The organism is Rhodobacter maritimus (genome assembly GCF_058747975.1).
The window spans coordinates 1,653,334-1,677,451 of record NZ_CM179095.1 but is presented as its reverse complement, the minus strand read 5'-3'; the positions used below and the strand labels follow the sequence as shown (position 1 = coordinate 1,677,451).

At 65.9% G+C, this 24,118-nt stretch carries 21 protein-coding genes; 15 read left to right on the top strand and 6 right to left on the bottom strand.

The features are described 5' to 3' along the window. Nucleotides 1-96: 96 nt before the first annotated feature. Entirely contained in the window at nucleotides 97-2,271 is a 2,175-nt protein-coding gene (locus tag AC4PTO_RS08480) for an ATP-binding response regulator (RefSeq protein WP_492733583.1), read from the top strand. A 15-nt stretch (nucleotides 2,272-2,286) separates the two neighbouring features. On the opposite strand, the gene AC4PTO_RS08475 is transcribed toward AC4PTO_RS08480, so the two are convergent. Beyond that, nucleotides 2,287-2,880 carry a hypothetical protein gene (locus AC4PTO_RS08475; RefSeq protein WP_492733339.1) on the bottom strand — a complete coding sequence of 198 codons (594 nt, stop codon included), beginning with the start codon at nucleotides 2,878-2,880 and terminating at the stop codon, nucleotides 2,287-2,289. On the opposite strand from AC4PTO_RS08475, the gene AC4PTO_RS08470 reads away from it, so the two are divergent. The 8 genes from AC4PTO_RS08470 to AC4PTO_RS08435 all read left to right on the top strand — a co-directional run bounded on the left by AC4PTO_RS08470 (nucleotide 2,879) and on the right by AC4PTO_RS08435 (nucleotide 12,058). Next, a complete protein-coding gene (locus AC4PTO_RS08470; RefSeq protein ID WP_492733336.1) occupies nucleotides 2,879-3,115 on the top strand; it encodes a hypothetical protein in 237 nt (78 codons plus the stop codon). The genes AC4PTO_RS08475 and AC4PTO_RS08470 overlap by 2 nt on opposite strands. Continuing rightward, on the top strand, nucleotides 3,093-4,160 hold the full coding sequence (recA, locus tag AC4PTO_RS08465; protein WP_492733333.1) for a recombinase RecA: 1,068 nt from the start codon (nucleotides 3,093-3,095) through the stop codon (nucleotides 4,158-4,160). Before AC4PTO_RS08470 ends, recA begins: the two co-directional genes overlap by 23 nt. A 131-nt stretch (nucleotides 4,161-4,291) precedes the next feature. Then, nucleotides 4,292-6,946, top strand: a complete 2,655-nt coding sequence (gene alaS, locus AC4PTO_RS08460; RefSeq protein ID WP_492733331.1) for an alanine--tRNA ligase — start codon at nucleotides 4,292-4,294, stop codon at nucleotides 6,944-6,946. Beyond that, nucleotides 6,946-7,236, top strand: a complete 291-nt coding sequence (locus AC4PTO_RS08455; protein WP_492733328.1) for a DUF1330 domain-containing protein — start codon at nucleotides 6,946-6,948, stop codon at nucleotides 7,234-7,236. Before alaS ends, AC4PTO_RS08455 begins: the two co-directional genes overlap by 1 nt. 93 nt (nucleotides 7,237-7,329) lie before the next feature. After that, nucleotides 7,330-8,124 (top strand): class II glutamine amidotransferase, encoded by a 795-nt coding sequence (locus AC4PTO_RS08450; RefSeq protein ID WP_492733326.1) that lies wholly within the window; start codon nucleotides 7,330-7,332, stop codon nucleotides 8,122-8,124. A 168-nt stretch (nucleotides 8,125-8,292) separates the two neighbouring features. Further along, nucleotides 8,293-9,654: a cysteine--tRNA ligase gene (gene cysS / locus AC4PTO_RS08445; RefSeq protein ID WP_492733324.1), complete on the top strand. Its 1,362-nt coding sequence runs from the start codon at nucleotides 8,293-8,295 to the stop codon at nucleotides 9,652-9,654. Then, the gene (gene cimA, locus AC4PTO_RS08440; protein WP_492733322.1) at nucleotides 9,654-11,276 is read left to right on the top strand and encodes a citramalate synthase; all 1,623 of its coding nucleotides are present in this window, start codon (nucleotides 9,654-9,656) and stop codon (nucleotides 11,274-11,276) included. Before cysS ends, cimA begins: the two co-directional genes overlap by 1 nt. After that, nucleotides 11,273-12,058, top strand: coding sequence for a squalene/phytoene synthase family protein (locus AC4PTO_RS08435; protein WP_492733320.1), 786 nt, complete (start codon nucleotides 11,273-11,275; stop codon nucleotides 12,056-12,058). Before cimA ends, AC4PTO_RS08435 begins: the two co-directional genes overlap by 4 nt. A 4-nt stretch (nucleotides 12,059-12,062) precedes the next feature. On the opposite strand, the gene AC4PTO_RS08430 is transcribed toward AC4PTO_RS08435, so the two are convergent. Genes AC4PTO_RS08430 through AC4PTO_RS08415 form a run of 4 tightly spaced genes read right to left on the bottom strand, consistent with a single transcriptional unit; the run spans nucleotide 12,063 to nucleotide 14,641 of the window. Further along, on the bottom strand, nucleotides 12,063-13,043 hold the full coding sequence (locus tag AC4PTO_RS08430) for a glucokinase (RefSeq protein WP_492733318.1): 981 nt from the start codon (nucleotides 13,041-13,043) through the stop codon (nucleotides 12,063-12,065). Further along, entirely contained in the window at nucleotides 13,043-13,453 is a 411-nt protein-coding gene (locus AC4PTO_RS08425) for a family 1 glycosylhydrolase (protein ID WP_492733316.1), read from the bottom strand. The genes AC4PTO_RS08430 and AC4PTO_RS08425 overlap by 1 nt, the downstream gene beginning before the upstream one ends. Further along, on the bottom strand, nucleotides 13,411-13,674 hold the full coding sequence (locus tag AC4PTO_RS08420) for a family 1 glycosylhydrolase (protein WP_492733314.1): 264 nt from the start codon (nucleotides 13,672-13,674) through the stop codon (nucleotides 13,411-13,413). Before AC4PTO_RS08420 ends, AC4PTO_RS08425 begins: the two co-directional genes overlap by 43 nt. Continuing rightward, nucleotides 13,610-14,641, bottom strand: coding sequence for a substrate-binding domain-containing protein (locus AC4PTO_RS08415; RefSeq protein WP_492733312.1), 1,032 nt, complete (start codon nucleotides 14,639-14,641; stop codon nucleotides 13,610-13,612). Before AC4PTO_RS08415 ends, AC4PTO_RS08420 begins: the two co-directional genes overlap by 65 nt. A 265-nt stretch (nucleotides 14,642-14,906) precedes the next feature. Here AC4PTO_RS08415 and AC4PTO_RS08410 point away from each other — a divergent pair, with 265 nt between their 5' ends. The 6 genes from AC4PTO_RS08410 to AC4PTO_RS08385 all read left to right on the top strand — a co-directional run bounded on the left by AC4PTO_RS08410 (nucleotide 14,907) and on the right by AC4PTO_RS08385 (nucleotide 22,723). Continuing rightward, nucleotides 14,907-16,259: an ABC transporter substrate-binding protein gene (locus AC4PTO_RS08410; RefSeq protein WP_492733309.1), complete on the top strand. Its 1,353-nt coding sequence runs from the start codon at nucleotides 14,907-14,909 to the stop codon at nucleotides 16,257-16,259. 43 nt (nucleotides 16,260-16,302) lie between these two features. After that, entirely contained in the window at nucleotides 16,303-17,298 is a 996-nt protein-coding gene (locus AC4PTO_RS08405; RefSeq protein WP_492733307.1) for a carbohydrate ABC transporter permease, read from the top strand. After that, on the top strand, nucleotides 17,298-18,431 hold the full coding sequence (locus AC4PTO_RS08400) for a carbohydrate ABC transporter permease (RefSeq protein ID WP_492733305.1): 1,134 nt from the start codon (nucleotides 17,298-17,300) through the stop codon (nucleotides 18,429-18,431). Before AC4PTO_RS08405 ends, AC4PTO_RS08400 begins: the two co-directional genes overlap by 1 nt. A 3-nt stretch (nucleotides 18,432-18,434) precedes the next feature. Beyond that, nucleotides 18,435-19,988, top strand: coding sequence for an alpha-glucosidase (locus AC4PTO_RS08395; protein ID WP_492733303.1), 1,554 nt, complete (start codon nucleotides 18,435-18,437; stop codon nucleotides 19,986-19,988). 12 nt (nucleotides 19,989-20,000) lie between these two features. Continuing rightward, on the top strand, nucleotides 20,001-21,086 hold the full coding sequence (locus AC4PTO_RS08390) for an ABC transporter ATP-binding protein (RefSeq protein ID WP_492733301.1): 1,086 nt from the start codon (nucleotides 20,001-20,003) through the stop codon (nucleotides 21,084-21,086). 74 nt (nucleotides 21,087-21,160) lie between these two features. Next, nucleotides 21,161-22,723: a trimethylamine methyltransferase family protein gene (locus AC4PTO_RS08385; RefSeq protein WP_492733299.1), complete on the top strand. Its 1,563-nt coding sequence runs from the start codon at nucleotides 21,161-21,163 to the stop codon at nucleotides 22,721-22,723. A gap of 57 nt (nucleotides 22,724-22,780) precedes the next feature. Here the strand turns inward: AC4PTO_RS08385 and AC4PTO_RS08380 are convergent, their stop codons facing one another. After that, nucleotides 22,781-24,103, bottom strand: a complete 1,323-nt coding sequence (locus AC4PTO_RS08380; RefSeq protein ID WP_492733298.1) for an HlyC/CorC family transporter — start codon at nucleotides 24,101-24,103, stop codon at nucleotides 22,781-22,783. Nucleotides 24,104-24,118: the final 15 nt, after the last annotated feature.

Below are 24,118 nucleotides of genomic sequence, written 5' to 3'. Positions count from 1 at the left end.
CGCGGCCTTGCGCAACTGGCCTCGGGTGCGGGGTATCTGGCGGGATTTGCTGCCGTTGCGCTGGTTCTGGGCGCATTTGCGGCGGACCGGATCGCGATGCTGTTTCTGCTGTCGGTGGCGGGCTCGCTTCTGGTGCTGGCGCTCGCGCTGCATCTGGCGGGACGGCGGCAGGTATGGCGGCGCGGGCGCGTTCAGGGGCAGATCGCCGCGTTTATCGCCAACGATGCCGCGCCCAGCTTCACGACCGATCCCGACGGCGCCATCGGCTTTCAGAACCGCGCGGCTGTTGAGCGTTTCGGCTCGCGCGGGGGGCAGATGCTGACCCGCGCCCTGGGAGAGGTCTTTGCCAATCCGGCCGCCGTTCTGCGCCGCCTGCAAAGCAAGGCGGCCTCGCTCGGCTCCGCGCGCGAGGATCTGGTGACGCGGCGGGGTCATGTGCGCCTTTCGGTGCATCAGATCGCGGATGCTGGCTTTCTGTGGCGGCTGGAGGAAATGGCCGAGCGTCCGGTCGGCGGGCGCGGGGCCGAGACGATCAGCCTGCCGATGCTGACGGTGTCGCGCAACGGCACGATCCTGTTCATGAACGAGGCGCTGCGCCGCCTTGTCGGGGAACGCGTGCGCACGCTGGACCGCATTTTCACCGTGCTGCCCCTCAAATCCGGCGAGGAGCACGAGATTTCCACCGCGACCGGCCCGCTGCGCGCCGTCATTGCCGAGGTCGAGGGCCCCGGCGGGCGCAGCGAGGTCTATCTGCTGCCCATGGCCACCGGCCGGGCCACCGCGCATGACCCGGCCGCGTTCGAGGCGCTTCCCGTCGCGCTGATGCGGCTGACCGCGCAGGGCGAGGTCGTGGCCGTGAACCGGGCCGCGCGGGGGCTTCTGGGCGACATTCCGTCCCATGCCCATCTGTCGGGGCTGTTCGAGGGGCTTGGCCGCCCGGTGGGTGACTGGGTTTCCGACGCGCTAACCGGCCGGTCCGAACGCCGCCCCGAAGTCCTGCGCGCGCGGCGCGGCGACAAGGAGGTTTTCCTTCAGGTGACGCTGAGCCGCTTCGTCGAGGACGGCCGCCCCGGCCTGATCGCGGTGCTGTCCGACGCGACCCAGCTCAAGACGCTCGAGGCGCAGTTCGTCCAGAGCCAGAAGATGCAGGCGATCGGCCAACTTGCCGGCGGCGTTGCGCATGATTTCAACAACTTGCTGACCGCCATCACCGGGCATTGCGATCTTCTCATGCTGCGCCACGACAAGGGCGATCCGGACTATGCCGACCTCGACCAGATCAGCCAGAATGCCAATCGTGCGGCCAGCCTGGTCGGGCAGTTGCTGGCCTTCTCCAGGAAACAGACGCTGAAACCGCGGGTCATCGACCTGCGCGATACGCTCTCGGATCTGACGCATCTGCTGAATCGTCTGGTGGGCGAAAAGGTCCGCCTGTCGCTGACGCATGATCCGGACCTGCGGCTGATTCGCGCGGACAAGCGCCAGCTTGAACAGGTCATCATGAACCTTGTGGTCAATGCGCGCGATGCCATGCCCGAGGGCGGAGAGATCCGGATCGAAACCACGAACCGCCGCTTTGGCGAGGACCAGAAGCGCGACAGGGTCACGCTGCCGGCGGGCGACTATGTTCTTGTCACGGTCTCTGACGGGGGCATCGGCATCCCCGCCGACAAGATCGGCAAGATCTTCGAGCCGTTCTTCACCACGAAACGCACGGGCGAGGGCACCGGGCTGGGGCTTTCGACGGCCTATGGAATCGTGAAGCAGACCGGCGGCTATATCTTCTGCGATTCCGTGGTCGGTGCGGGAAGCGAGTTCTCGATCTTCCTGCCCGCACATGACCGCGAGACGCTGCCCGAACCCGAGGAGGCGCGGCCCGTTGCCGCCGCGCTGCCGGGGGACGCCGCGACCGCCACGATCCTTTTGGTCGAGGACGAGGCGCCGGTGCGGGCCTTCGCCTCCCGCGCGCTGAAGCTGCGGGGCTATACCGTGCTGGAGGCCGAGAATGCCGAGGAAGCCCTGCGCATCCTGGAAGATGACGGGCTGGTGGTGGATGCCTTCGTCACCGATGTGATCATGCCGGGAATAGACGGCCCGACATGGGTGCGCGCGGCGCTTGGCAAACGGCCCGAGACGGTGGTGGTGTTCGTTTCCGGCTATGCCGAGGACGTGTTCCAGGACGGCCGCCCGCCGGTGCCGAATTCGGTCTTCCTGCCCAAGCCCTTCTCGCTGAGCGAGCTGACCGCGACGGTGCAGAAACAACTGGGATGAGGGGGCACCCGAAGGTCAGGAAAGCGTCGTGTAAAGCGCGAAATCCGCGGCCATCCGCGCGCGCAGCGCGGCCTCGTTCTTCGCCGACAGGGCGACATCGGCGGCGGGCGGCACGTTGACCCGCGGCAGGGTCAGCGCACAGTCGAGCTGATCCTCGAGGAAATGCACGAAGGCGGAGATGTCTTCGTAGCGAAAGATCCGGTCGACCAGCGGCGCGCCCTGTGCATCGCACAGGAACTCGGCCTGTCCAGCAATCCGTGCATGGGGCGGGCGGGTTTCGGCGGCGTAATCTGCTGCGAATGTATCGAAGCTGCGGCCGCGCATCGGGTGATCGGGGGATTCGGAATCGTCGCGCTGCAAGAACCGATACCAGGACCGCAACCAGTCCAGCGGCTCACGCATGAGGGCGACGGTGGTAAACCGGCCACCGGCGCTGGAATGCAGCAGCGGCCCGAAATGGGCGGAATAGGCGCGTGCGGGCAGGTGCTTCAGCGCGGCGGGGCGCTGCATGCTGACGCTGGCCAGGGATTCCAATGCGACCTCGACCGCAGTCGAGCCTGTTTTTGGCGTGGCAAGAAAGACGAGCCTTTGGTCCCAGAAGATCAGCATGATGCCCTTTGGTATTGTTTTCGCCTGCATACCGTTGGTGCCGGCAGGCGTAAACCACTCTTTAACCAATCCTGCGGATGGTGGATTCGGAAGACCTTGTTTTAAATGTTCTTGTTTTTCCCCGGGATCGAAACTAGAACATTGGCAGAACATCGGCCCCGCGCAGGCATTGATTGCCGTGGCCTCCCGGCTATGGGATAAGGAAACGAATGATGGCAATGGCGAACCTATTTGAGATGAACGACAAAAAATCGGCAGACAAGCAGAAGGCCCTGGATTCCGCCCTGGCGCAGATCGAACGTCAGTTCGGCAAGGGGTCGATCATGAAGCTCGGCGCGGACAACCCCGTGCAGGAGATCGAGGCGACCTCGACCGGCTCTCTGGGGCTTGATATCGCGCTTGGGATCGGCGGGTTGCCGAAAGGGCGCATCGTCGAGATTTATGGCCCCGAAAGCTCGGGCAAGACCACGCTGACGCTGCATGTCGTGGCCGAAGAGCAGAAAAAGGGCGGCGTCTGCGCCTTCGTCGATGCCGAGCACGCGCTGGACCCGACTTATGCGCGCAAGCTGGGCGTGAATCTTGACGAGCTTCTGATCTCGCAGCCCGATACGGGCGAACAGGCGCTGGAAATCGTCGATACGCTGGTGCGTTCGGGCGCGGTCAGCCTTGTGGTGGTCGACTCGGTCGCGGCCCTGACCCCGAAATCCGAGATCGAGGGCGATATGGGCGACGCAACGGTCGGCGCCCAGGCCCGCCTGATGAGCCAGGCGATGCGCAAGCTGACCGCCTCGATCGGGCGCAGCAACTGCATGGTCATCTTCATCAACCAGATCCGCATGAAGATCGGCGTGATGTTCGGCAACCCCGAAACCACGACGGGGGGGCACGCGCTGAAATTCTATGCCAGCGTGCGGCTGGACATCCGGCGCATCGGCGCGATCAAGGACCGCGACGAGGTGGTGGGCAACGCCACGCGCGTCAAGGTCGTCAAGAACAAGGTGGCGCCGCCCTTCAAGCAGGTGGAATTCGACATCATGTATGGCGAAGGCATCTCGAAGATGGGCGAGCTGGTCGACCTTGGCGTGAAGGCCGGCGTGGTCGAGAAATCGGGCGCCTGGTATTCCTATGGCGACGAGCGCATCGGCCAGGGGCGCGAAAACGCCAAGCAGTTCCTGCGCGACAATCCCGATATCGCCTATGCGATCGAGGACAAGATCCGCGCCAGCCACGGGCTCGATTTCGGCACGAATGAAGAGGATGCCGCCGTCACCGAGGACTGAGCCGCCGCAAGGCGCCGGAGGCATGCACAAAAACGGATGGCCGGGCGCGATGCCCGGCCGTTTGCTTTCTGGACAGGGGCAGGGGCGGGCGTTAAACGGGGGAAAACCCGCCCTATGAAGGCCGAAAGAACATGCCCAGCCTGAACGACATCCGCTCTACCTTCCTGAGCTATTTCGAGCGCAACGGCCACCGCGTCGTCGAAAGCTCTCCTCTTGTGCCGCGCAACGACCCGACGCTGATGTTCACCAATTCGGGCATGGTGCAGTTCAAGAACTGCTTCACCGGGCTGGAAAAGCGCGATTATGTCCGCGCCACCACCGCGCAGAAATGCGTGCGTGCGGGGGGCAAGCACAACGACCTCGACAATGTGGGCTACACCGCGCGCCACCATACCTTCTTCGAGATGCTGGGGAACTTCTCCTTCGGCGACTACTTCAAGACCGAGGCGATCCCCTTCGCCTGGGAACTGATCACGAAGGATTTCGGCATCGACGCCCGGCGCCTTCTGGCCACCGTCTATCATACCGATGATGAAGCCTTTGAAATCTGGAAGAAAGTCGGCGTGCCCGAGGATCGGATCATCCGCATCGCCACCTCGGACAATTTCTGGCAGATGGGCCCGACCGGCCCCTGCGGCCCCTGCACCGAGATCTTCTATGACCACGGCGATCACATCTGGGGCGGCCCGCCGGGCAGCGCCGACGAGGATGGCGACCGCTTCATCGAGATCTGGAACATCGTCTTCATGCAGAACGAGCAGTTCGAGGACGGCTCGATGCGCGCGCTCGACATGCAGTCGATCGATACCGGCATGGGGCTGGAGCGGATCGGCGCGCTCTTGCAGGGCAAGCACGACAACTACGACACCGACCTGATGCGCGCGCTGATCGAGGCCTCGGCCCATGCCACCAGCGCCGATCCCGACGGGCCGGGCAAGGTGCATCACCGCGTGATCGCGGACCATCTGCGCTCGACCTCGTTCCTGATCGCGGACGGGGTGATGCCCTCGAATGACGGGCGCGGCTATGTGCTGCGCCGGATCATGCGCCGCGCGATGCGCCATGCGCATATGCTGGGCGCGAAAGACCCGGTGATGCACCGCCTGGTCCCCGCGCTCGTGCGCCAGATGGGCGCAGCCTATCCCGAACTGACCCGCGCGCAGGCGCTGATCGAAGAGACGCTGAAGCTTGAGGAGACCCGGTTCCGCCAGACGCTCGACCGCGGGCTGAAGCTGCTTGACGACGAGGTCGCGGGCCTGCCCGAGGGGGCGGCGCTGCCGGGCGCCGCGGCGTTCAAGCTTTATGACACCTACGGCTTCCCGCTGGATCTGACGCAGGATGCGCTGCGCGAAAAAGGCCTGACGGTCGAGACCGAGGGGTTCGACGCCGCCATGGCCGAGCAGAAGGCCAAGGCGCGTGCCTCCTGGGCGGGCTCGGGCGAGGCGGCGGATGCCACGATCTGGTACGATCTGGCCGAAAAGCATGGCGTGACCGAGTTCCTCGGCTATGACACCGAAACCGCCGAAGGGCAGATCGTTGCGCTGATCCGCGACGGCGCCGAGGTGGACAGCGCCAGCGACAGCGTGCAGGTGGTGACGAACCAGTCGCCCTTCTACGCCGAATCCGGCGGGCAGGTGGGCGACCAGGGCATCATCCGCACCGAAACCGGCGAGGCGCATGTGACCGATACCCGCAAGGTGGCGGGCATCTTCATCCACATGGCCACCGTGACCGAGGGCACGATCCGCAAGGGTCAGCCCGCCAAGCTCGAGGTCGACCACAAGCGCCGCACCGCGATCCGGGCGAACCACTCGGCCACGCACCTGCTGCACGAGGCGCTGCGCGGCGCGCTTGGGGCGCATGTGGCGCAGCGCGGCAGCCTGAACGCCGAGGACCGTCTGCGGTTCGATTTCAGCCACGCCAAGGCGATGTCGCCCGACGAGGTGGCGCAGGTCGAGGCCGAGGTGAACGCCTATATCCGCCAGAACAGCCCGGTGGAGACCCGCATCATGACGCCCGACGATGCCCGTGCGCTTGGCGCGCAGGCGCTTTTCGGCGAGAAATACGGCGATGAGGTGCGCGTGGTTTCGATGGGCACGCAGCTCGGCTCGGGCAAGGGTGCGGATGGCAAGACCTACAGCCTGGAGCTGTGCGGCGGCACGCATGTGAAGCGCACCGGCGATATCGGCGCCTTCGTGGCGCTTGGTGACAGCGCGTCCTCGGCAGGGGTGCGGCGCTTCGAGGCGCTGACCGGGCAGGCCGCGCTTGACCATCTTCGGGCGCAGGCCGCGCGCCTGTCCGAGGTGGCGGGCGTGCTCAAGACCCAGCCCGGTGATGTGGCCGAACGCGTGCGCGCCCTGGCCGAGGAACGCCGCGCGCTTGCCAATGAGGTTGCCCAACTGCGCCGCGAGCTTGCCATGGGCGGCGGTGCCGCAGGCGGGCCGGAAGTTCAGGAAATCAACGGGTTGAACTTCATTGCTCAGGTGGTTTCCGGGGTGTCGGGCAAGGATCTTCCCGCGCTTGTGGACGATCTGAAGGCCCGTGTGGGCAGCGGCGTGGTGCTGGTCGTGGCCGATACCGGCGGCAAGGCGGCTGTGGCGGCCGGCGTGACGCAGGACGCCACCGCCCGGATCAGCGCCGTCGATCTGGTCAAGGCCGCCGCGGCCGCCCTTGGCGGCAAGGGGGGCGGCGGGCGCGCCGACATGGCGCAGGCAGGCGGGGCCGACCCGTCGAAGGCCGACGAGGCGGTATCCGCCGTCAAGGCCGTCATTGCAGGAGCGGACTGATGGCCACGGCCCTCTGGATTGCCCATGTGAAGGTTCTCGACCCCGAAGCCTACGGCCGATACGCCGAGCTTGCGGGCCCCGCGATCGCCAGGCATGGCGGCGTGTTCCTGGCCCGCGCCGCGCGCTATGTGCAGCTTGAGGGCAAGGAACGCGCGCGCCATGTCGTCGCGCGCTTCCCCAGCCTCGAGGCCGCCGAGGCCTGCTATCACAGCCCCGAATACCAGGAGGCGCTGTCGCATGCCAAGGGCGCGTCCGAGCGCGATCTTCTGATCGTCGAGGAAAACGCCTGATCTTCCGCGCCCCGCGCGGATAGGGTATAAGGCGTTCATCGAACAGTTCTCGGAAGGGGGCGGAGCCAACCGCCTTCGCAAAGGGGCAGGGACATGTGCCGTTGGGCCGCCTATATCGGGCAACCGATCTTTCTTGAGGAAATCGTCAGCCGTCCGGGCCATTCGCTGATCCATCAAAGCCAATGCGCCACGCAATGCCACACGGCGATCAATGCCGACGGCTTCGGCCTGGCCTGGTATGGCGAGCGGCCCGAGCCCGGCCTTTACCGCGACGTGATGCCCGCCTGGTCCGACCCCAACCTGCGCAGCCTGACCGCGCAGGTCCGCTCGGGGCTGTTTCTGGCGCATGTGCGCGCCTCGACCGGCAGCGCGACCAGCCGCAACAACTGCCACCCTTTCGCCGTCGGACGCTGGAGCTTCATGCATAACGGGCAGATCGGCGGCTATGACGCCTGCCGCCGCGATGCCGAGATGATGATCCCCGACGCGCTTTATCCGCATCGCAAGGGCGCGACCGACAGCGAGGCGCTGTTCCTCGTGGCCCTGGCCGAGGGGCTGGAGGACGACCCGAAGGGCGCGCTTGAACGCGCCACCGCCCGGCTTGAGGCGCTCAGCCGTGCGCGCGGCGCCATGCCCCACATGCGCCTGACCGCGGCGCTGTCGGATGGCGCACGGCTTTACGCCATCCGCTACGCGACCGACGAGCACGCCCCCACGCTTTATCACCGCTGGTCCGACAGCAGGGGCGGGCGCGCCGTCGTGTCCGAGCCGCTTGAAAGTGACGAGGGCGATTGGGCCGCCGTTCCGGCCGGCAGTTTCTGCGTCTTCGAGGGGGCCTCGGTTTCGATCGAACCGTTCCGCCCCACCGCCTGCGCCGCGGCCGCGTGACGCTTGCCACCAGCGCGCGCCCGCACTACTGTGGCCGCCATGAATACCGCCTTCACCATTTGCATCTGCATTACCGGCTGACATTCGTCAGGCGGGCGGTTTCTTCAGTTTCCAAAACCTCGTTGAACCTGCTAAGCCCGCCGCCGGGACCGTTCGCGAGGACTGCGCATGACCGAAATCCGCCTGCACAACACCAAGACCCGCCGCGACGAGACATTCGTGCCCATCGACCCGGGCCATGTACGGATCTATTGCTGCGGCCCCACCGTCTATGACCGCGCCCATATCGGCAATGCGCGCCCGGTGGTGGTGTTCGACGTGCTGGTGCGCCTGCTGCGCCATGTCTACGGCGCCGGTCACGTCACCTATGTGCGCAATTTCACCGATGTGGACGACAAGATCAACGCGCGGGCCGCGCAAACCGGCCGTCCCATCGGCGCGATCACCGACGAGACGATCGGCTGGTATCACGCGGATATGGACGCGCTTGGCGCCGCGCGCCCCGATCACGAACCCCGCGCGACCCATTTCATCGGCGCGATGATCGCCATGATCGAGGGGCTGATCGCCGCGGGGCATGCCTACGCGGCCGAGGGGCATGTGCTTTTCGATGTGCGCAGCTATCCCGATTACGGCAAGCTGTCGGGCCGCTCGGTCGATGACATGATCGCGGGCGCACGGGTCGAGGTGGCGCCCTACAAGCGCGATCCGATGGATTTCGTGCTTTGGAAGCCCTCTTCGGACGATCTGCCCGGCTGGGACAGCCCCTGGGGGCGCGGGCGGCCGGGCTGGCATATCGAGTGCTCGGCCATGAGCTATGAGCTGCTTGGCGCAAGCTTCGACATCCATGCCGGCGGGATCGACCTGCAATTCCCCCACCACGAGAACGAGATCGCGCAAAGCTGCTGCGCCCATCCCGGCGCGGATTTCGCGCGCTACTGGCTGCATAACGAGATGCTCCAGGTCGAGGGCAGGAAGATGTCCAAGTCCCTGGGCAATTTCTTCACGGTGCGCGACCTGTTGGATCAGGGCATCCCCGGCGAGGTGATCCGCATGGTCTATCTGGGCACGCATTACCGCAAGCCCATGGACTGGACCGCCGAGAAGGCCGCACAGGCCGAGGCGACATTGCGCAAGTGGCGGGGGCTTGTCGCGGGTATCGCGCCCGCGCCAGGCCCGGCGCCCTCGGTCGTCGCGGCGCTTGGCGATGACCTGAACACGGCGGGCGCCATTGCCGAACTGCATGCGTTGACGGGCGATCCGGCGCTGCTGAAGGCCTCGGCCCGGCTGTTGGGGCTGCTGGAGGATCATATGGGCGCTTGGGCCGAAGCGCCGCAGGCCGATCTGTCCGGGCTTGCCGGAAAACTCGCCGGGTTGCGCGCCAAGGCCATGGAAACGAATGATTTTTCTGGTGTGGATGCGATGAAGGCCGCGCTGATCGACGCCGGGGTCGAGGTGCGCATGTCCAAGGCCGGGGTCGAGCTGTTGCCCGGCCCCGGTTTCGACCCCGTAAAACTGGAGGCGCTGTGATGACCCGCGAACGCCTTTACCTTTACGACACCACGCTGCGCGACGGGCAGCAGACGCAGGGCGTGCAGTTCTCGGTGGCCGAGAAGGTCCGCATCGCCGAGGCGCTCGACGCGATCGGGGTGGATTACATCGAGGGCGGATGGCCCGGCGCGAACCCCACCGACAGCGATTTCTTCGAGGCCCGGCCCCGGACCCGCGCAACCTTTACCGCCTTCGGCATGACCAAGCGGGCCGGGCGCTCGGCCGCCAATGACGAGGTTCTGGCGGGCGTGATGAATGCCGCCACTCCGGCGGTCTGTCTGGTCGGCAAGACGCATGAATACCATGTCACCACCGCGCTTGGCATCACGCTTGAGGAAAACCTTGAGAATATCCGCGCCTCGGTGGCGCATATGGTGGCGGCCGGGCGCGAGGCGCTGTTCGATGCCGAGCATTTCTTCGACGGCTACAAGGCCAACCCCGGATATGCGCTCGAGTGTCTGAGGGCCGCCCATGCCGAGGGCGCGCGCTGGATCGTGCTGTGCGATACCAATGGCGGCACGCTGCCCGAAGAGGTGGGGCGCATCACCGCCGAGGTGATCGACGCGGGCCTTCCGGGCGAGCGGCTGGGGATTCACTGCCATGACGATACGGGCAATGCGGTGGCCTGCTCTCTGGCGGCGATCCTGGCGGGCGTGCGCCAGGTGCAGGGCACGCTGAACGGCCTGGGCGAGCGCTGCGGCAATGCCAACCTGACCACGCTGATCCCGACGCTGATCCTGAAGGAACCGTTCCGCAGCCGCTTCGAGACCGACGTGTCGCAAGGCGCGCTGGAGGGGATCACGAAGCTGTCGCGCAAGCTGGACGATATCCTCAACCGCGTGCCGCTGCGCAGCGCGCCCTATGTCGGCGCAAGCGCCTTTGCCCACAAGGCCGGGCTGCATGCAAGCGCGATCCTGAAGGACCCCTCGACATATGAGCATGTCGACCCCGCGCTGGTGGGCAACACGCGGCTGATCCCGATGTCGAACCAGGCCGGCCAGTCGAACCTGCGCGCACGGCTGGCAAGCGCGGGGATCGAGGTCGACCCGAAGGACCCGCGCCTTGCGCGCATCCTTGAGGTCATCAAGGAGCGCGAGGATCAGGGCTATTCCTATGACGGCGCGCAGGCCAGCTTCGAGCTGGTCGCGCGGCGCGAGCTTGGCCTGCTGCCGGACTATTTCGAGGTCAAGCGCTATCGCGTGACGGTGGAGCGGCGCAAGAACCGCTATGACCGGATGGTCAGCGTCTCGGAGGCGGTGGTCGTGGTGAAGCTGGGCGGGCGCAAGATGCTGTCGGTGTCCGAAAGCATGGACAATTCGGGGCATGACCGCGGCCCGGTGAACGCCCTAGCCAAGGCGCTTGCGAAGGATCTTGGCCCCTATCAGGCCTGCATCGACGATATGAAGCTGGTGGATTTCCGCGTTCGCATCACGCAGGGCGGGACCGAGGCCGTGACCCGCGTCATCATCGACAGCGAGGACGGCAAGGGGCAACGCTGGTCCTCGGTCGGGGTGTCGCCCAACATCGTGGACGCCTCTTTCGAGGCGCTTCTGGATGCGATGCTGTGGAAGCTGGTGCGCGACGGGGTGCGCCCGGCATGACGCCGCAGGAAAGCCTTGCCGTGGCCGCCGATCTGGTGCGCGGCAACGATCCGCTCCGGTTCTCGGCCGCGATGGCGGCGCCTGCGGAGCGGCGCGGCGGGCTTCTGGCGCTTTATGCGCTCAACCTTGAAATCGCGGGCGCGCCATGGGCCTCGGCCGAGCCGATGGTGGCCGAGATGCGCCTGCAATGGTGGGTCGACTCGCTGGAGGCGCTGTGCAAAGAGCGGCGGGCACCCGCGCATGCGATCGGCCCGGCCCTGGCGCAGATGGCCGAAGGCGGGCTGGATTTCGCGCCGATGCTTCGGCTGGCCGAGGCGCGGCGATGGGATTGCTGGCACGAGCCGTTTCAGGATGAGGCGGCCTTCGCGCGCTATATCGACGAGACCTCGGGCAACCTTTACCGGCTGAGCGTGGCCGCGCTTGGTGCGCCCCCGGCCGCGCAAGAGGTCGCCGGCCGGTTCGGCCATGCCGCGGGGCTGGCCGCCTATCTGCGCGCCGTGCCCGCGCTTGAGGCGCGGGGCCGCCTGCCGCTGCCCGATGGCCGGCCAAAGGCCGTGGCCGCGCTTGCCGCCGGGGGGCTTGAGGCACTTGCCCGGGCGCGGGCCGCGCGGGGCGATGTGCCGCGCTGCGCGCTTGCGGCCTTTCTGCCGGGGCTTGAGGCCGGGCCGGTCCTGCGCCGCGCCCATGCCGCCCCGGCGCGGGTTGCCGAAGGGCGGCTGGAGGGATCGGAATTCGCGCGCCGCGCGCGTCTGGCCTGGGCCGCGCTTTCGGGGCGGTGGTAGGCGTCTATCGGGGCGCCGCCATCAGGCTTTGCAGATGGACCGCACAGCCGGTCAGGGCGGCATAGTCATCCTCGATCACCGCGACGCGGAAGTTCTGCATGAAGCCCGAAAAGCGGCCCTTGTCGTGGAAGGCATCGGCAAAGCCGAATTCCGCGAACCACGGCGCGAAGGCCCGCGCGACCCCGCCGCACAGATAGACCCCGCCGAAGGGCAGGTGGTTGAGCGCGAGATCCCCCACCACCGCGCCCAGCAGGCGGGCGAAGATGCGCCCGGTTTCCAGCGCCATGGGCGCGCGCCCGTTCATGGCCTCCATGATCGCGGCGGCGGGCAGGTCGGTGCGCGCCCCGGCCTCGGCGGTCACGAAGGTGTAAAGCCGCTCGAGGCCGCGCCCCGAGAGCACATCCTCGACCCCCGGAAAGCCGTGCACGGTTTCCACGAAACGCAGCAGGCGCAGGTCGGCCTCGGTGCGCACGGGCAGGCTGGTATGGCCGCATTCCGAGGCCGCGACGATGCGGCCGCCCGGTGCCTCGTGGACGGGGGCGGCGTTGAACCCGGTGCCCACGCCCACCACAAGCTGGCTTGCGCCGGGGGCCGGGGGCGGACCTGCCACCACCTCGCGCAGCGCCTCGGGGGCAAGATGGCCAAGCGCGTGGCCCTGCGCCTGAAGGTCGTTCAGCACCGCGACGGTTTCGGCCCGCGCGGCCCGCGCCACGGCCCCGGCGTCGATCGTCCAGTCGAGATTTGTCATCGAGGCCACGCCGTCGCGCACCGGCCCCGCCGCCGCCACGCAGGCACCCGCGCAATCGGGGTTGCCCTCGGCCGCGAGAAAGGCCCCCAGAACCTCATCGAGCGAGCGGTGCCCGGCATTGGCGAAGCGCCGGATCGTGCGCGGCAGAAGCCGTCCGCCCTCGGCCAGGGCCACGCGCGTGTTGGTTCCGCCGATATCGGCCAGCAGGGAATAGAGATTGGGCGCGGGATGGGGCATCACGGTCTTTCCAAGGCTGCGGCCAAAGTGTGATAGGACGCCTTCGGGGTGCGCCGCAAGCTGTCATAGTCGACATGGACAAGGCCGAAGCGCGCGTCGTAGCCGAGTATCCATTCGTAATTGTCCGGAAGCGACCAGCAGAAATAGCCCTTTAATGGCACGCCTTCGGCAGTGGCCGCCCGGCATGCCCCAAGATGCCGGGCGAGATAGGCGATCCGCGCGGTATCCTCGATCCGACATGCGCGCAGGGTCGTGTCGGGTGCGACAATGCCGTTCTCGGTGACGTAAAGCGGCAGTTCGCCCGTGAAGTCCCGCGCGGTGGCGGTCAGGAAGTGATGCAAACCCACGGGGTAGATCTCCCAACCCGTCACGGTCTTGTCGAGCGGGCCTTCGCGTGCCATCGGCACCATGGCACATTACCGGGCGTCGCGGCGAAACTGTCCCAATGCGTGGGCCCGGCGCCGCCGAACCCGTGCTCCTCGACCTGATAGGCCGAGGTCGCGGCGCCGAAGACGAAGCCTTCGGGAAAGTCGCGTCTTGTGGGCAGCGTCGGGCCAGCCGTGGCGTCAGGCGGCGGGCGGGGCCGGCCCGGTCGAACCGCCGACCACCAGCACCGCTTCCAGCAATTCATGATGTGGGCCGTCGTCGCCCGAGGCAATCATCCGCAGCAGCATCGCCGCCGCGCGCCGTCCGGCCGCGCGGACCGAGGAGCGTGTGGCGGTGAAGATGGGCTCTTCGGCGCCGTTTCTCAGATAGCCCAGCTCATCGTCATGGGTGACGATCGAGATGTCGCGCCCCATGCGCAGGCCGGCTTCTTCGACCGCGCGCCGCACGCCCATGGCCGACAGAAGCGACGATGTCAGAAAAGCGGTCGGCGGCGCGGGCAGGGCCAGCAGGCGCCGCGCGGTGTCGTAGCCCTGCGCCTCGGTCATCTCGCCCGACACCATCAGCGCGGGATCGGCCGCCATCCCCTGCGCGGCAAGCGCCTGTTCATAGCCCTCGCGGCGGCGGATGGCGAAATCCATCGTCTCGATCCCGTTGACCAGTGCGATTCGGCGGTGCCCGAGGTCCAGCAGGAAGCGTGTTGCGCGTTCAAACGCGCGGTTGTTGTTCAAGTCCAGCCAGCTATAGGGCAGGGCGGTGCCGGTGGCGCGGCCATGCACGACGAAGGGCAGCCCCAGTTCGTGCAGCAGCGTGATGCGCGGATCGTTCCGGCTTGGGGCATGCACGATCACCCCGTCGACATTCCCCTTAGAGCGGATCTCGCGGTAGGTGCGTTCCTCCTCGCTGTCGGGCACCATGCTCAGCACAAGGTCATAGCCCGCGCGGGAATAGACCTCGCCCGCGCCGGCGATGAAATCGGCGAAGACGGGATTGACGATCTCGTGCCCGGTCGAGATCGGGATGACATGACCGATCGCCATGGCGCGCCCGGTGGCCAGCCGTTTGGCCAGCGTGTTCGGCCTGTAGTTGAGTTGAGCCGCGGCCTCGGTAACGCGGCGACGGGTTTCCTCGGCCACCTCCGGGTAGCCGTTCAACGCACGGCTGACCGTCGTGGGCGACAGGCCAAGTGAGTTTGCAAGATCCTTGAGGTTCATTCTCGGCCTTCAAAGCGCTTTGAATTAGAACAGGTTAAGCCGTGAAGGGCGTTTCGTCAATCATCGTGCCTTGAGCTGTTCCGCACTAAACTTGCGACATCTAACCTTAGAAAATTGGTTATACCTATCGGATGGATTGACTTTATCTGATGTGTAACTGATTGTGCGCCACCCAAATCGCTTTGAATTCCGAGTCGCCATCCGGTCTCCAGACGCGCAGGGCAGCCCCGCCTTCGGGTGTGGCGAATTTCTGGATGGGGGATATATGAGAGACGCATTCTGGAATGGCATTGCAACCCTTATGGTTGTAGCGGGCCCCGCCATGGCGCAGGATCTGACCTTCCCGCCCGGTAAGGATGCGCGCTTCAACTGGGACGCCTATGAGGCGCTGAAGACCACCAACCTGTCCGGGCAGCGCATGACGCTGCTTGGCCCGTGGCTTGGTCCAGACAAAGATCTGGTCGAAAGTGTGGTGGCCTATTTCGAGGCCGCAACCGGCGCCGATGTTCAATATTCCGGCTCGGACAGTTTCGAGCAGCAGATCGTCATCGACGCCGAGGCCGGCAGCCCGCCCGATGTCGCGGCCTTTCCGCAGCCGGGGCTGGCCGCCGATCTGGCCCGTAAGGGCCATTTGCGCCCGCTTGGCGAGGACATCGCCGCATGGCTTGCCGAAAACTATGCCGCCGGACAAAGCTGGGCCGATCTTGGCAGCTATGAGGGGCCGGATGGCGCGCGCCATTTCTATGCCTTCCCCTTCAAGGCCGACCTGAAATCTCTGGTCTGGTATGTCCCCGAGAATTTCGAGGATGCGGGCTATGAGGTGCCCCGGACGATGGAGGAACTGAAGGCGCTGACCGAACAGATCGCCGCGGATGGCGAGGTGCCGTGGTGCATCGGGCTTGGCTCTGGCGGGGCGACGGGCTGGCCCGCGACCGACTGGGTCGAGGATCTGATGCTGCGCCTCAACACGCCCGAGGAGTATGACGCCTGGGTCGGCAATGCCCTGAAATTCGACGATCCGAAGGTGATTGCCGCGATCGAGGAATTCGGCTGGTTCGCGCGTAACGACGCCTTCGTCGCCGGTGGTGCGCGCGCCGTCGCCTCGACCGATTTCCGCGACAGTCCGAAGGGCCTTTTTGCCGCGCCACCGCAATGCTACATGCACCGGCAGGCCTCGTTCATCCCCTCGTTCTTTCCCGAGGGCACGGTGATCGGGCAGGATGCCGATTTCTTCTATTTCCCCACCTTCGCGGAAAAGGATCTGGGCCAGCCCGTCCTGGGCGCGGGCACGATGTTCGCGGCCCTGACCGACAACCCGGTCGCGGCAGAATTCATCCGCTTCCTGCAATCGCCCATCGCGCATGAGGTCTGGATGGCGCAATCGGGTTTCCTCACCCCGCACAAGGGCGTTAATGCCGAACTTTACGGCGATCCGACGCTGACGAAGATGGGCGAGATCCTGCTTGGCGCCACGACCTTCCGCTTCGACGGGTCCGACCTGATGCCGGGCGCCATCGGGGCCGGGGCGTTCTGGACCGGCATGGTCGATTACGCGGGCGGCAAGGAGGCCGCAGCCGTCGGCGCCGGGATCCAGAAAACCTGGGACACGCTGAACTGAGCGCCGCCGCCCGGCCGGGTGCGTGTCGCAATGGGGGGGGATCATGGAACAGCTCGGCTTTGCCGCGGGCACGATCGTTGCGGGCGTCTTCGGCTGCGTGGCGTGGTTCTGGGGCGCGAACCTGCTGCTTGATACGCTCTGGCCGCCGCGTGGGCCGGATGCGGGGCGCAACATCCTGCGCGCCAACATGATCCGCCCCTGGCTGTTCGTGGGCCCCGCGGTGCTGTTCCTGGCGCTTTATCTTGTATATCCGGTCCTCAATTCGGCCATGCGCAGCGTGATGGATGCGGGCAGCCGCGAATTCGTCGGGCTGGAGAATTACCGCTGGCTGCTGGGGGACGCCAAGTTCCGCGAGTCGATCCTGAACAACCTTCTGTGGCTTCTGGTGGTGCCGGCGCTGTCCACATTCTTCGGGCTGCTGGCGGCGCAACTGACCGACCGCATCCGCTGGGGCAACCTTGCCAAAAGCCTGATCTTCATGCCGATGGCGATTTCCTTCGTGGGCGCGGGCGTGATCTGGAAATTCATCTACGACTATCGCGGCGAGGGGCAGGACCAGATCGGCCTTCTCAACGCGCTCTGGACCGCGCTTGGCCAGGCGCCGCAGACATGGCTGGCGCTGCCGCTGTGGAACAATTTCTTCCTGATGGCGGTGCTGATCTGGATCCAGACGGGCTTTGCCATGGTGATCCTGTCGGCCGCGTTGCGCAGCATCCCCGAGGAAACCGTCGAGGCCGCGATCCTTGACGGCGCGAACCCCTGGCAGCTTTTCTTCCGCATCAAAGTGCCGCAGATCTGGGGCACGATCGCGGTGGTCTGGACCACGATCACCATCGTTGTCCTCAAGGTGTTCGACATCGTCTTCGTGATGACCAACGGCCAATGGGGCACGCAGGTTCTGGCCAACCTGATGTACGACTGGATGTTCCGGGGCGCGCCGGATTACGGGCGCGGCTCGGCCATCGCCATCGTGATCATGGCGCTCGTGACCCCGATCATGATCTGGAACATCCGAAACGCACGCAAGGAGATGGCCTGATGGGCACGATCGCGGGCACCCGGCCGCGCCTGATCTGGGCGGTGAACCTTGCGGCGCTGATCCTCGTGCTGCTCTGGACGATCCCGACCTTCGGGCTTCTGGTCTCGTCCTTCCGCGACCGGGACCAGATCGCGGCCTCGGGCTGGTGGCGCACGCCCTTCGCGGCCACGCAGACGGGCTTCGTGCGCGCGGGCGCGGCCCCCGACCAGGTGCAGGAGGGGGGCGAATACGTCATCACGGGCACCGTGCTGGGGGCAGGGCAGGCCTTGCGGGCCTGGGGCACCTCGTCGCGCGCGCCGTCGGGTTTCGCGCCGGGGGAGGTGGCCGATCTGGGCGAGGGGCGGCGGCTGAGCGTTGCCCCCGACGGCCGCTACCGGCTGAGCGCGCCCACGGAATTCACCGAAACGCGCGGCATGCGCATCTTTGTCACCACCAGCGCGCCGCCGCGCATCACCACCGAGAATTATGCCCGCGTGATCGGGGCCGAGGGGCTGGGGCGCGCCTTCCTCAATACCTTCACGGTCACCATCCCCGCCACCGTGATCCCCATCCTGATCGCGGCGTTCGCGGCCTATGCGCTTGCCTGGATGGAGTTTCCGGGCCGCGCGCTTCTGGTGGCGGCGGTGGTCGGCCTGCTGGTCGTGCCGCTGCAACTGGCGCTGATCCCGCTTTTGAAGTTCCACAACGATATCGGGCTGGGCAAGGGCTATCTGGGGATCTGGCTGGCGCATACGGGCTTTGGCCTGCCGCTCGCCATCTACCTTTTGCGCAACTACATGGTGGGTCTGCCGCGCGAGATCATCGAGAGCGCGCGCGTCGATGGCGCGACCGAGTTCCAGATCTTCCGCCGCATCATCCTGCCGCTGTCCTTCCCGGCACTGGCCAGCTTTGCGATCTTTCAGTTCCTCTGGGTCTGGAACGATCTTCTGGTGGCGACGGTCTTTCTGGGCAACAGCGCGGACCAGCTGGTGATGACGGGTGTCCTGCGCGAGCTGATGGGATCGCGCGGCGGCGACTGGGAGATCCTGGCCGCCTCGGCCTTCCTGTCGATCTCGGTGCCGCTGATCGTTTTCTTCGCAATGCAGAAATACCTCGTGCGCGGCCTTCTGGCCGGCTCGGTCAAGGGGGGGTGACGTATGAACCAGATGAAGAAGGCCCCCGACTGGTGGCGGGGCGCGGTGATCTACCAGATCTATCCGCGCAGCTATCAGGACAGCAATGGCGACGGGGTGGGCGACCTTCCGGGGATCGTCCGGCGGCTGCCGCATATCGCCAGCCTCGGGGTCGATGCGATCTGGATTTCGCCGTTCTTCACCTCTCCGATGAAGGATTTCGGCTATGATGTCAGCGATTACCGCGATGTCGATCCGCTGTTCGGCAGCCTTGCCGATTTCGACCGGCTGATTGCCGCGGCGCATGCGCTTGGACTGAAGGTGATGATCGACCTCGTGCTCAGCCACAGCTCGGATCAGCACCCATGGTTCCGCGAAAGCCGCGCCAACCGCGACAATCCGCGCGCCGACTGGTATGTCTGGGCCGATCCCAAGTCCGACGGCACGCCGCCCAACAACTGGCTGTCGATCTTTGGCGGACCCGCCTGGCAGTGGGACGCGCGGCGCGAGCAGTATTACCTGCACAACTTCCTTGCCGCGCAGCCCGATCTGAACTTCCACTGCCCGGACGTGCAGGCGGCGCTTCTGGATATCGCGCGGTTCTGGCTGGCGCGCGGCGTCGACGGATTCCGCCTTGATACGATCAATTTCTACATGCATGACAAGGCGTTGCGCGACAATCCCGCGCTGCCGCCGGCCGAGCGCAACGATTCCACCGCGCCGCGGGTGAACCCGTATAACCACCAGCGCCACATCTACGACAAGAACCACCCGCAGAACATTGAATTCCTGAAGAAACTTCGCGCCGTGATGGATGAATGCAACGCCGCCGCCGTGGGCGAGGTGGGCGACAGTCAGCGCGGGCTGGAGATTCTGGGCGAATACACCTCGGGCGGTGACCGGATGCAGATGTCCTATGCGTTCGAGTTCCTTTCCGGCGACACGCTTTCCGCCGCCCGCATCGCCGAGGTCTTCGCGCAGCTGGAGGCCGTCGCGCGCGATGGCTGGGCGTGCTGGGCCTTTTCCAACCACGATGTCATGCGCCATGTCAGTCGCTGGAATCTTTCTGATGCTGCAGCAAGGGCTTATGTTACGTTGCTGATGTGCCTTCGGGGATCGGTCTGCCTCTATCAGGGCGAGGAACTTGGCCTGCCCGAGGCCCAGATCGTCTATGAGGATCTGCAAGATCCCTATGGGATCGAGTTCTGGCCCGAATTCCGGGGCCGTGACGGATGCCGCACGCCGATGGTCTGGAGCCACGATCAGGCGCATGCCGGGTTTTCCACGCAAAAACCGTGGCTTCCAGTGCCTTCCTCACATCTTGACAGGGCCGTCGACCGGCAAGAGGCCGATCCCGGCGCGCTGCTGCATCACTATCGCCGCGCGATCGCCCTGCGCCGGGCGCATCCGGCCCTGCGCAAGGGGGCGATGCGGGATATAAGGGTCGCGGGCAACGTCCTTTCGTTCCTGCGCGAAGCAGAGGTCGAGGCGATCCTGTGCAGCTTCAACCTTTCGGATAGTCCGGCCGCGCGGATGGAGCCTTGGCAGGCCAGCATCCGGATCCTTGAAAAACCCTGAGCGGAGAAAAAGATGGCCGATCTTCGACTGAGCGACGTTGCGAAATCCTATGGCGAGGTGAAGGTTCTGTCGAACATCGACCTCGACATCAGGGCCGGGGAGTTGATCGTCTTCGTCGGCCCCTCGGGCTGCGGCAAGTCCACGCTCTTGCGCATGATCGCGGGGCTGGAGCGGATCAGCGGCGGCGATCTGACGATCGACGGGCAACGCATGAACGACGTGCCGCCCGCGCAACGCGGCATCGCCATGGTGTTTCAGTCTTACGCGCTATACCCGCACATGACCGTGCGCGAGAACATGGCCTTCGCCCTCAGGATTGCGAAGAAGCCTGCGCAAGATATTGACAGGGCAGTGGAAAACGTCGCGCGGATCTTGCAGCTCACGCCCTATCTCGACCGGCTTCCCAAGGCCTTGTCCGGCGGGCAGCGCCAGCGGGTGGCCATCGGCCGGGCCATCGTGCGCGATCCGAAGGTCTATCTTTTCGACGAGCCGCTTTCGAATCTCGACGCGGCGCTGCGCGTCGCCACCCGGATAGAGATCGCGCAGCTGAAAGAGGCGATGCCCGAACGCACCATGATCTACGTCACCCACGATCAGGTCGAGGCGATGACGCTGGCCAGCCGGATCGTGGTGCTTGCAGGCGGCGGAATCAGCCAGGTCGGCACGCCGCTGGAGCTGTATGAACGCCCCGAGAACACGTTCGTCGCGCAATTCATCGGCAGCCCGGCGATGAACCTTCTGTCCGGCACGATCACCGCGACCGGGCCGGTCACCACCGTCACGCTGGACAATGGCGGCACCGCGCAGGCCGCGATTCCGACCGTGCCGGAAGATCGGGGCCTGGCCGTCAATCTTGGCGTGCGCCCCGAGGATCTGCGCCCCGCAACCGGGCCGGGGTTGTTCACCGGCAAGGTCGAGATCGTCGAGGCCCTGGGCGAGGTGACGCTGCTTTATTTCGCGGCCGAGGGCGCACAAACCGGCCCGATTGCCAAGCTGCCGGGGATTCATCACGGGCTGCGCGGCAGCACCGTCACGCTTGGCGCGGACCCCGCGCGCCTTCATCTCTTCCATCAGGGGCGGTCGCTTCTTTACCGGTGATGTCGTAAACCGCGCAAGGCGCGGCCGTCGGGCGGGTTAGGATGGCACCAGGACCCAGGCGGAGGACATACGCAATGAGTGAAACCCCGGTAGCAGAGGCCGGTTCCGGCGGGCGCAGGGCGCGCGGTGGCGGCGGTGCGGCGCGGCGGGCGGAACGCTCGGCGGTGAAGATCGAATTCGCGCGCTATATCGAGCGCAACATCCCCAATCTCGAGATCCTGAACGAAGAGGCGCTTTCGATCATCGAAGCCAATGCCGAAACCGTTCTGGAAGAGATCGGCGTGAATTTCGTCGAGAACCCGGCCGCGCTTCAGCTTTGGCGCGATGCGGGCGCCGATGTGCAGGGAGAGCGCGTGCGCATCCCCAAGGGCCTTGCGCGCAAGCTGTGCGCGACCGCGCCCAGCCAGTTCACCCAGCACGCCCGCAACCCCGATCGCAACGTGGTCATCGGCGGCAAAAATCTTGTGCTGGCGCCGGTTTACGGCCCGCCCTTCGTGCGCGATCTGAACGGCGGGCGGCGCTATGCAACGATTGCCGATTTCCGCAATCTGGTGAAGCTGGGCCAGATGTCCAAATGGCTTCACCATTCCGGCGGCACGGTCTGCGAGCCGACCGACGTGGCGGTGAACAAGCGCCATCTGGACATGCTGCACGCGCATATGACGCTGTCGGACAAGCCCTATATGGGCTCGGTCACGGAACCGGTGCGCGCGGCGGATTCGGTCGAGATGTCGAAGATCCTGTTTGGCGAGGAATTCGTCGACCAGAACACTGTCATGACCTCGCTCATCAACATCAACAGCCCGCTGACCTTCGATTCGGTGATGATGGGCGCGCTGGAGGTCTATGCGAAGGCCGGGCAGGCCTGTATCATCTCGCCCTTCATCGTGGGCGGCGCGATGGCGCCGGTCACCGTTGCGGGCACGCTGACGCAGGTTCTGGCCGAGGTTCTGGCCGGCGTGGCCTACAGCCAGCTGATCCGCCCCGGCGCGCCGGTGATCTTCGGGGCTTTCGTGACCTCGATCGACATGAACTCGGGCGCGCCCACCTTCGGCACGCCCGAAGCGGCGCAGATCACGCTTGGCGCGGGGCAGCTTGCCCGCCGGCTGGGGCTGCCCTACCGCTCGGCCGGGTCGTTCTGCGGCTCCAAGCTGCCTGATGCGCAGGCCGCCTATGAAACCGCCAACAGCCTGAATATCGGCCTTCTGTCGGGCGTGAACTTCATGCTGCATGCCTGCGGCTGGCTTGAGGGCGGGCTGGTGTCCTCTTACGAGAAATTCGTGATGGATGCCGATCAGCTTGGAGTGCTGCACCGGCTTGCCGCGGGCGTCGACATGAGCGTGAACGGCCAGGGCATGGATGCGATCCGCGAGGTCGGCCCCGGCGGGCACTATCTTGGCTGTGCGCATACCCAGGCGAACTATCAGACCGCGTTCTGGCGCACCGGCGTTCTGGACTACAAGCCCTTCGAGACCTGGGAAGAGGAAGGCGCCCGCGATACGGTGGCGCTTGCGCAGGCCAAGGTCGCCCGGATGCTGGGCGAGTATGAGGCCCCCGCACTTGACCCCGGCATCGCCGAGGCGCTTGGCGAATATGTGGCGCGCAAGAAGGCCGCCGTGCCCGACGCCTTCATGTAAGCCCGGAACAGGCGGCGCGATCACTTCAAGATCGCGCCGCAATCCTTTCAAAACACGTTATTTATTCGCGCTGTCGTCGCGGATCAGGGGGCGGATCTTCAGCCGCGTCAGCCGGTTGTCCTTGCGCGAGACCACCTCGAAACGGAAGCCGTGGAAGGAAAACACCTGGCCCTCGTTCGGGATGGTCTGCGCTTCGTGGATCACCAGCCCGGCGACGGTGTTGGCCTCGTCGTCGGGCAGGCTCCAGTCGGTTTCGCGGTTGAGGTCGCGGATGGTCATCGCGCCCTCGACCAGATAGTCGCCCGTCTCGGTGCGGCGTAGCTGCTTTTCGGCCTTGGGGTCGAATTCGTCGGTAATCTCGCCCACGATCTCTTCCAGAATGTCCTCAAGCGTGAGAAGCCCGCGCAGATCGCCATATTCATCCACCACCAGCGCGAAATGGGTGCGCCGTTTCAGGAATTCGCGCATCTGTTCGTCCAGCGGCGTGGTTTCAGGGATGAAATAGGGCTTCATCGCCACTTTCAGCACATCCATCGCGCTGACCGCCTGCAACGTGCCGTCGCCGCTGCGCAGGGCCTTTTCCACCGCGCGCAGCAGATCCTTGGCGTGGATCACGCCCACGACATTCTCGCGCTCGCCCTTGTAAAGCGGCAGGCGGGTATGGGGCGAGGCCAGCACCGCCGACAGGATCGCGTCGGGCGCGTCCTCAAGGTCGATCATCTCAATCTGGCTGCGGTGGCGCATGATCTCGTCCACCGTGCGGTTGCCAAGGTCGAGCGCGCCCAGAAGCCTGTCGCGGTCTTCCTTCTGCATCGTGCCTTCCGAGGCCCCGATCGCAAGCGCGCCGGCGATCTCTTCCTGGATCGAGAACATGTGCTGATCGGCATCCGTGCGCACCCCCAAAAGCCAGAGCAGGCCGCGCACGATGGCGCGCACCACGCTGACCACGGGGGCAAGGAGGTAGGTGAGAATCTGGATCGGCCGCGCCACGCGCGAGGCGACGGTTTCGGGCAGGGTGATGGCATAGGTCTTGGGCAGCACCTCGGAGAACACCAGCACCAGCGCCGTCATCCCCAGCGTCGCAAGCGCCACGCCGCTATCGCCGAAGACCTTGGTCAGCAGCGCCGTGGCAAGCGAGGCCGACAGGATATTGACCACGTTGTTGCCCAGAAGGATGGCTCCGATCAGCCGCTCGCTATCCTCGGTGACGGCAAGCGCGCGTTCCGCGCCCCGGTCGCCCTTGTCCGCGCGTGAGCGCAGCTTGGCTCGGCTGGAGGCCGTCAGCGCGGTTTCAGAGCCGGAAAAGAAGGCCGAAAACATCAAAAGCGCGATAATGGCGAACACGGTCAGCCAAAAGGCGGAATCAAGAAAGGGGGTCATGTCGTTTTCCATGGC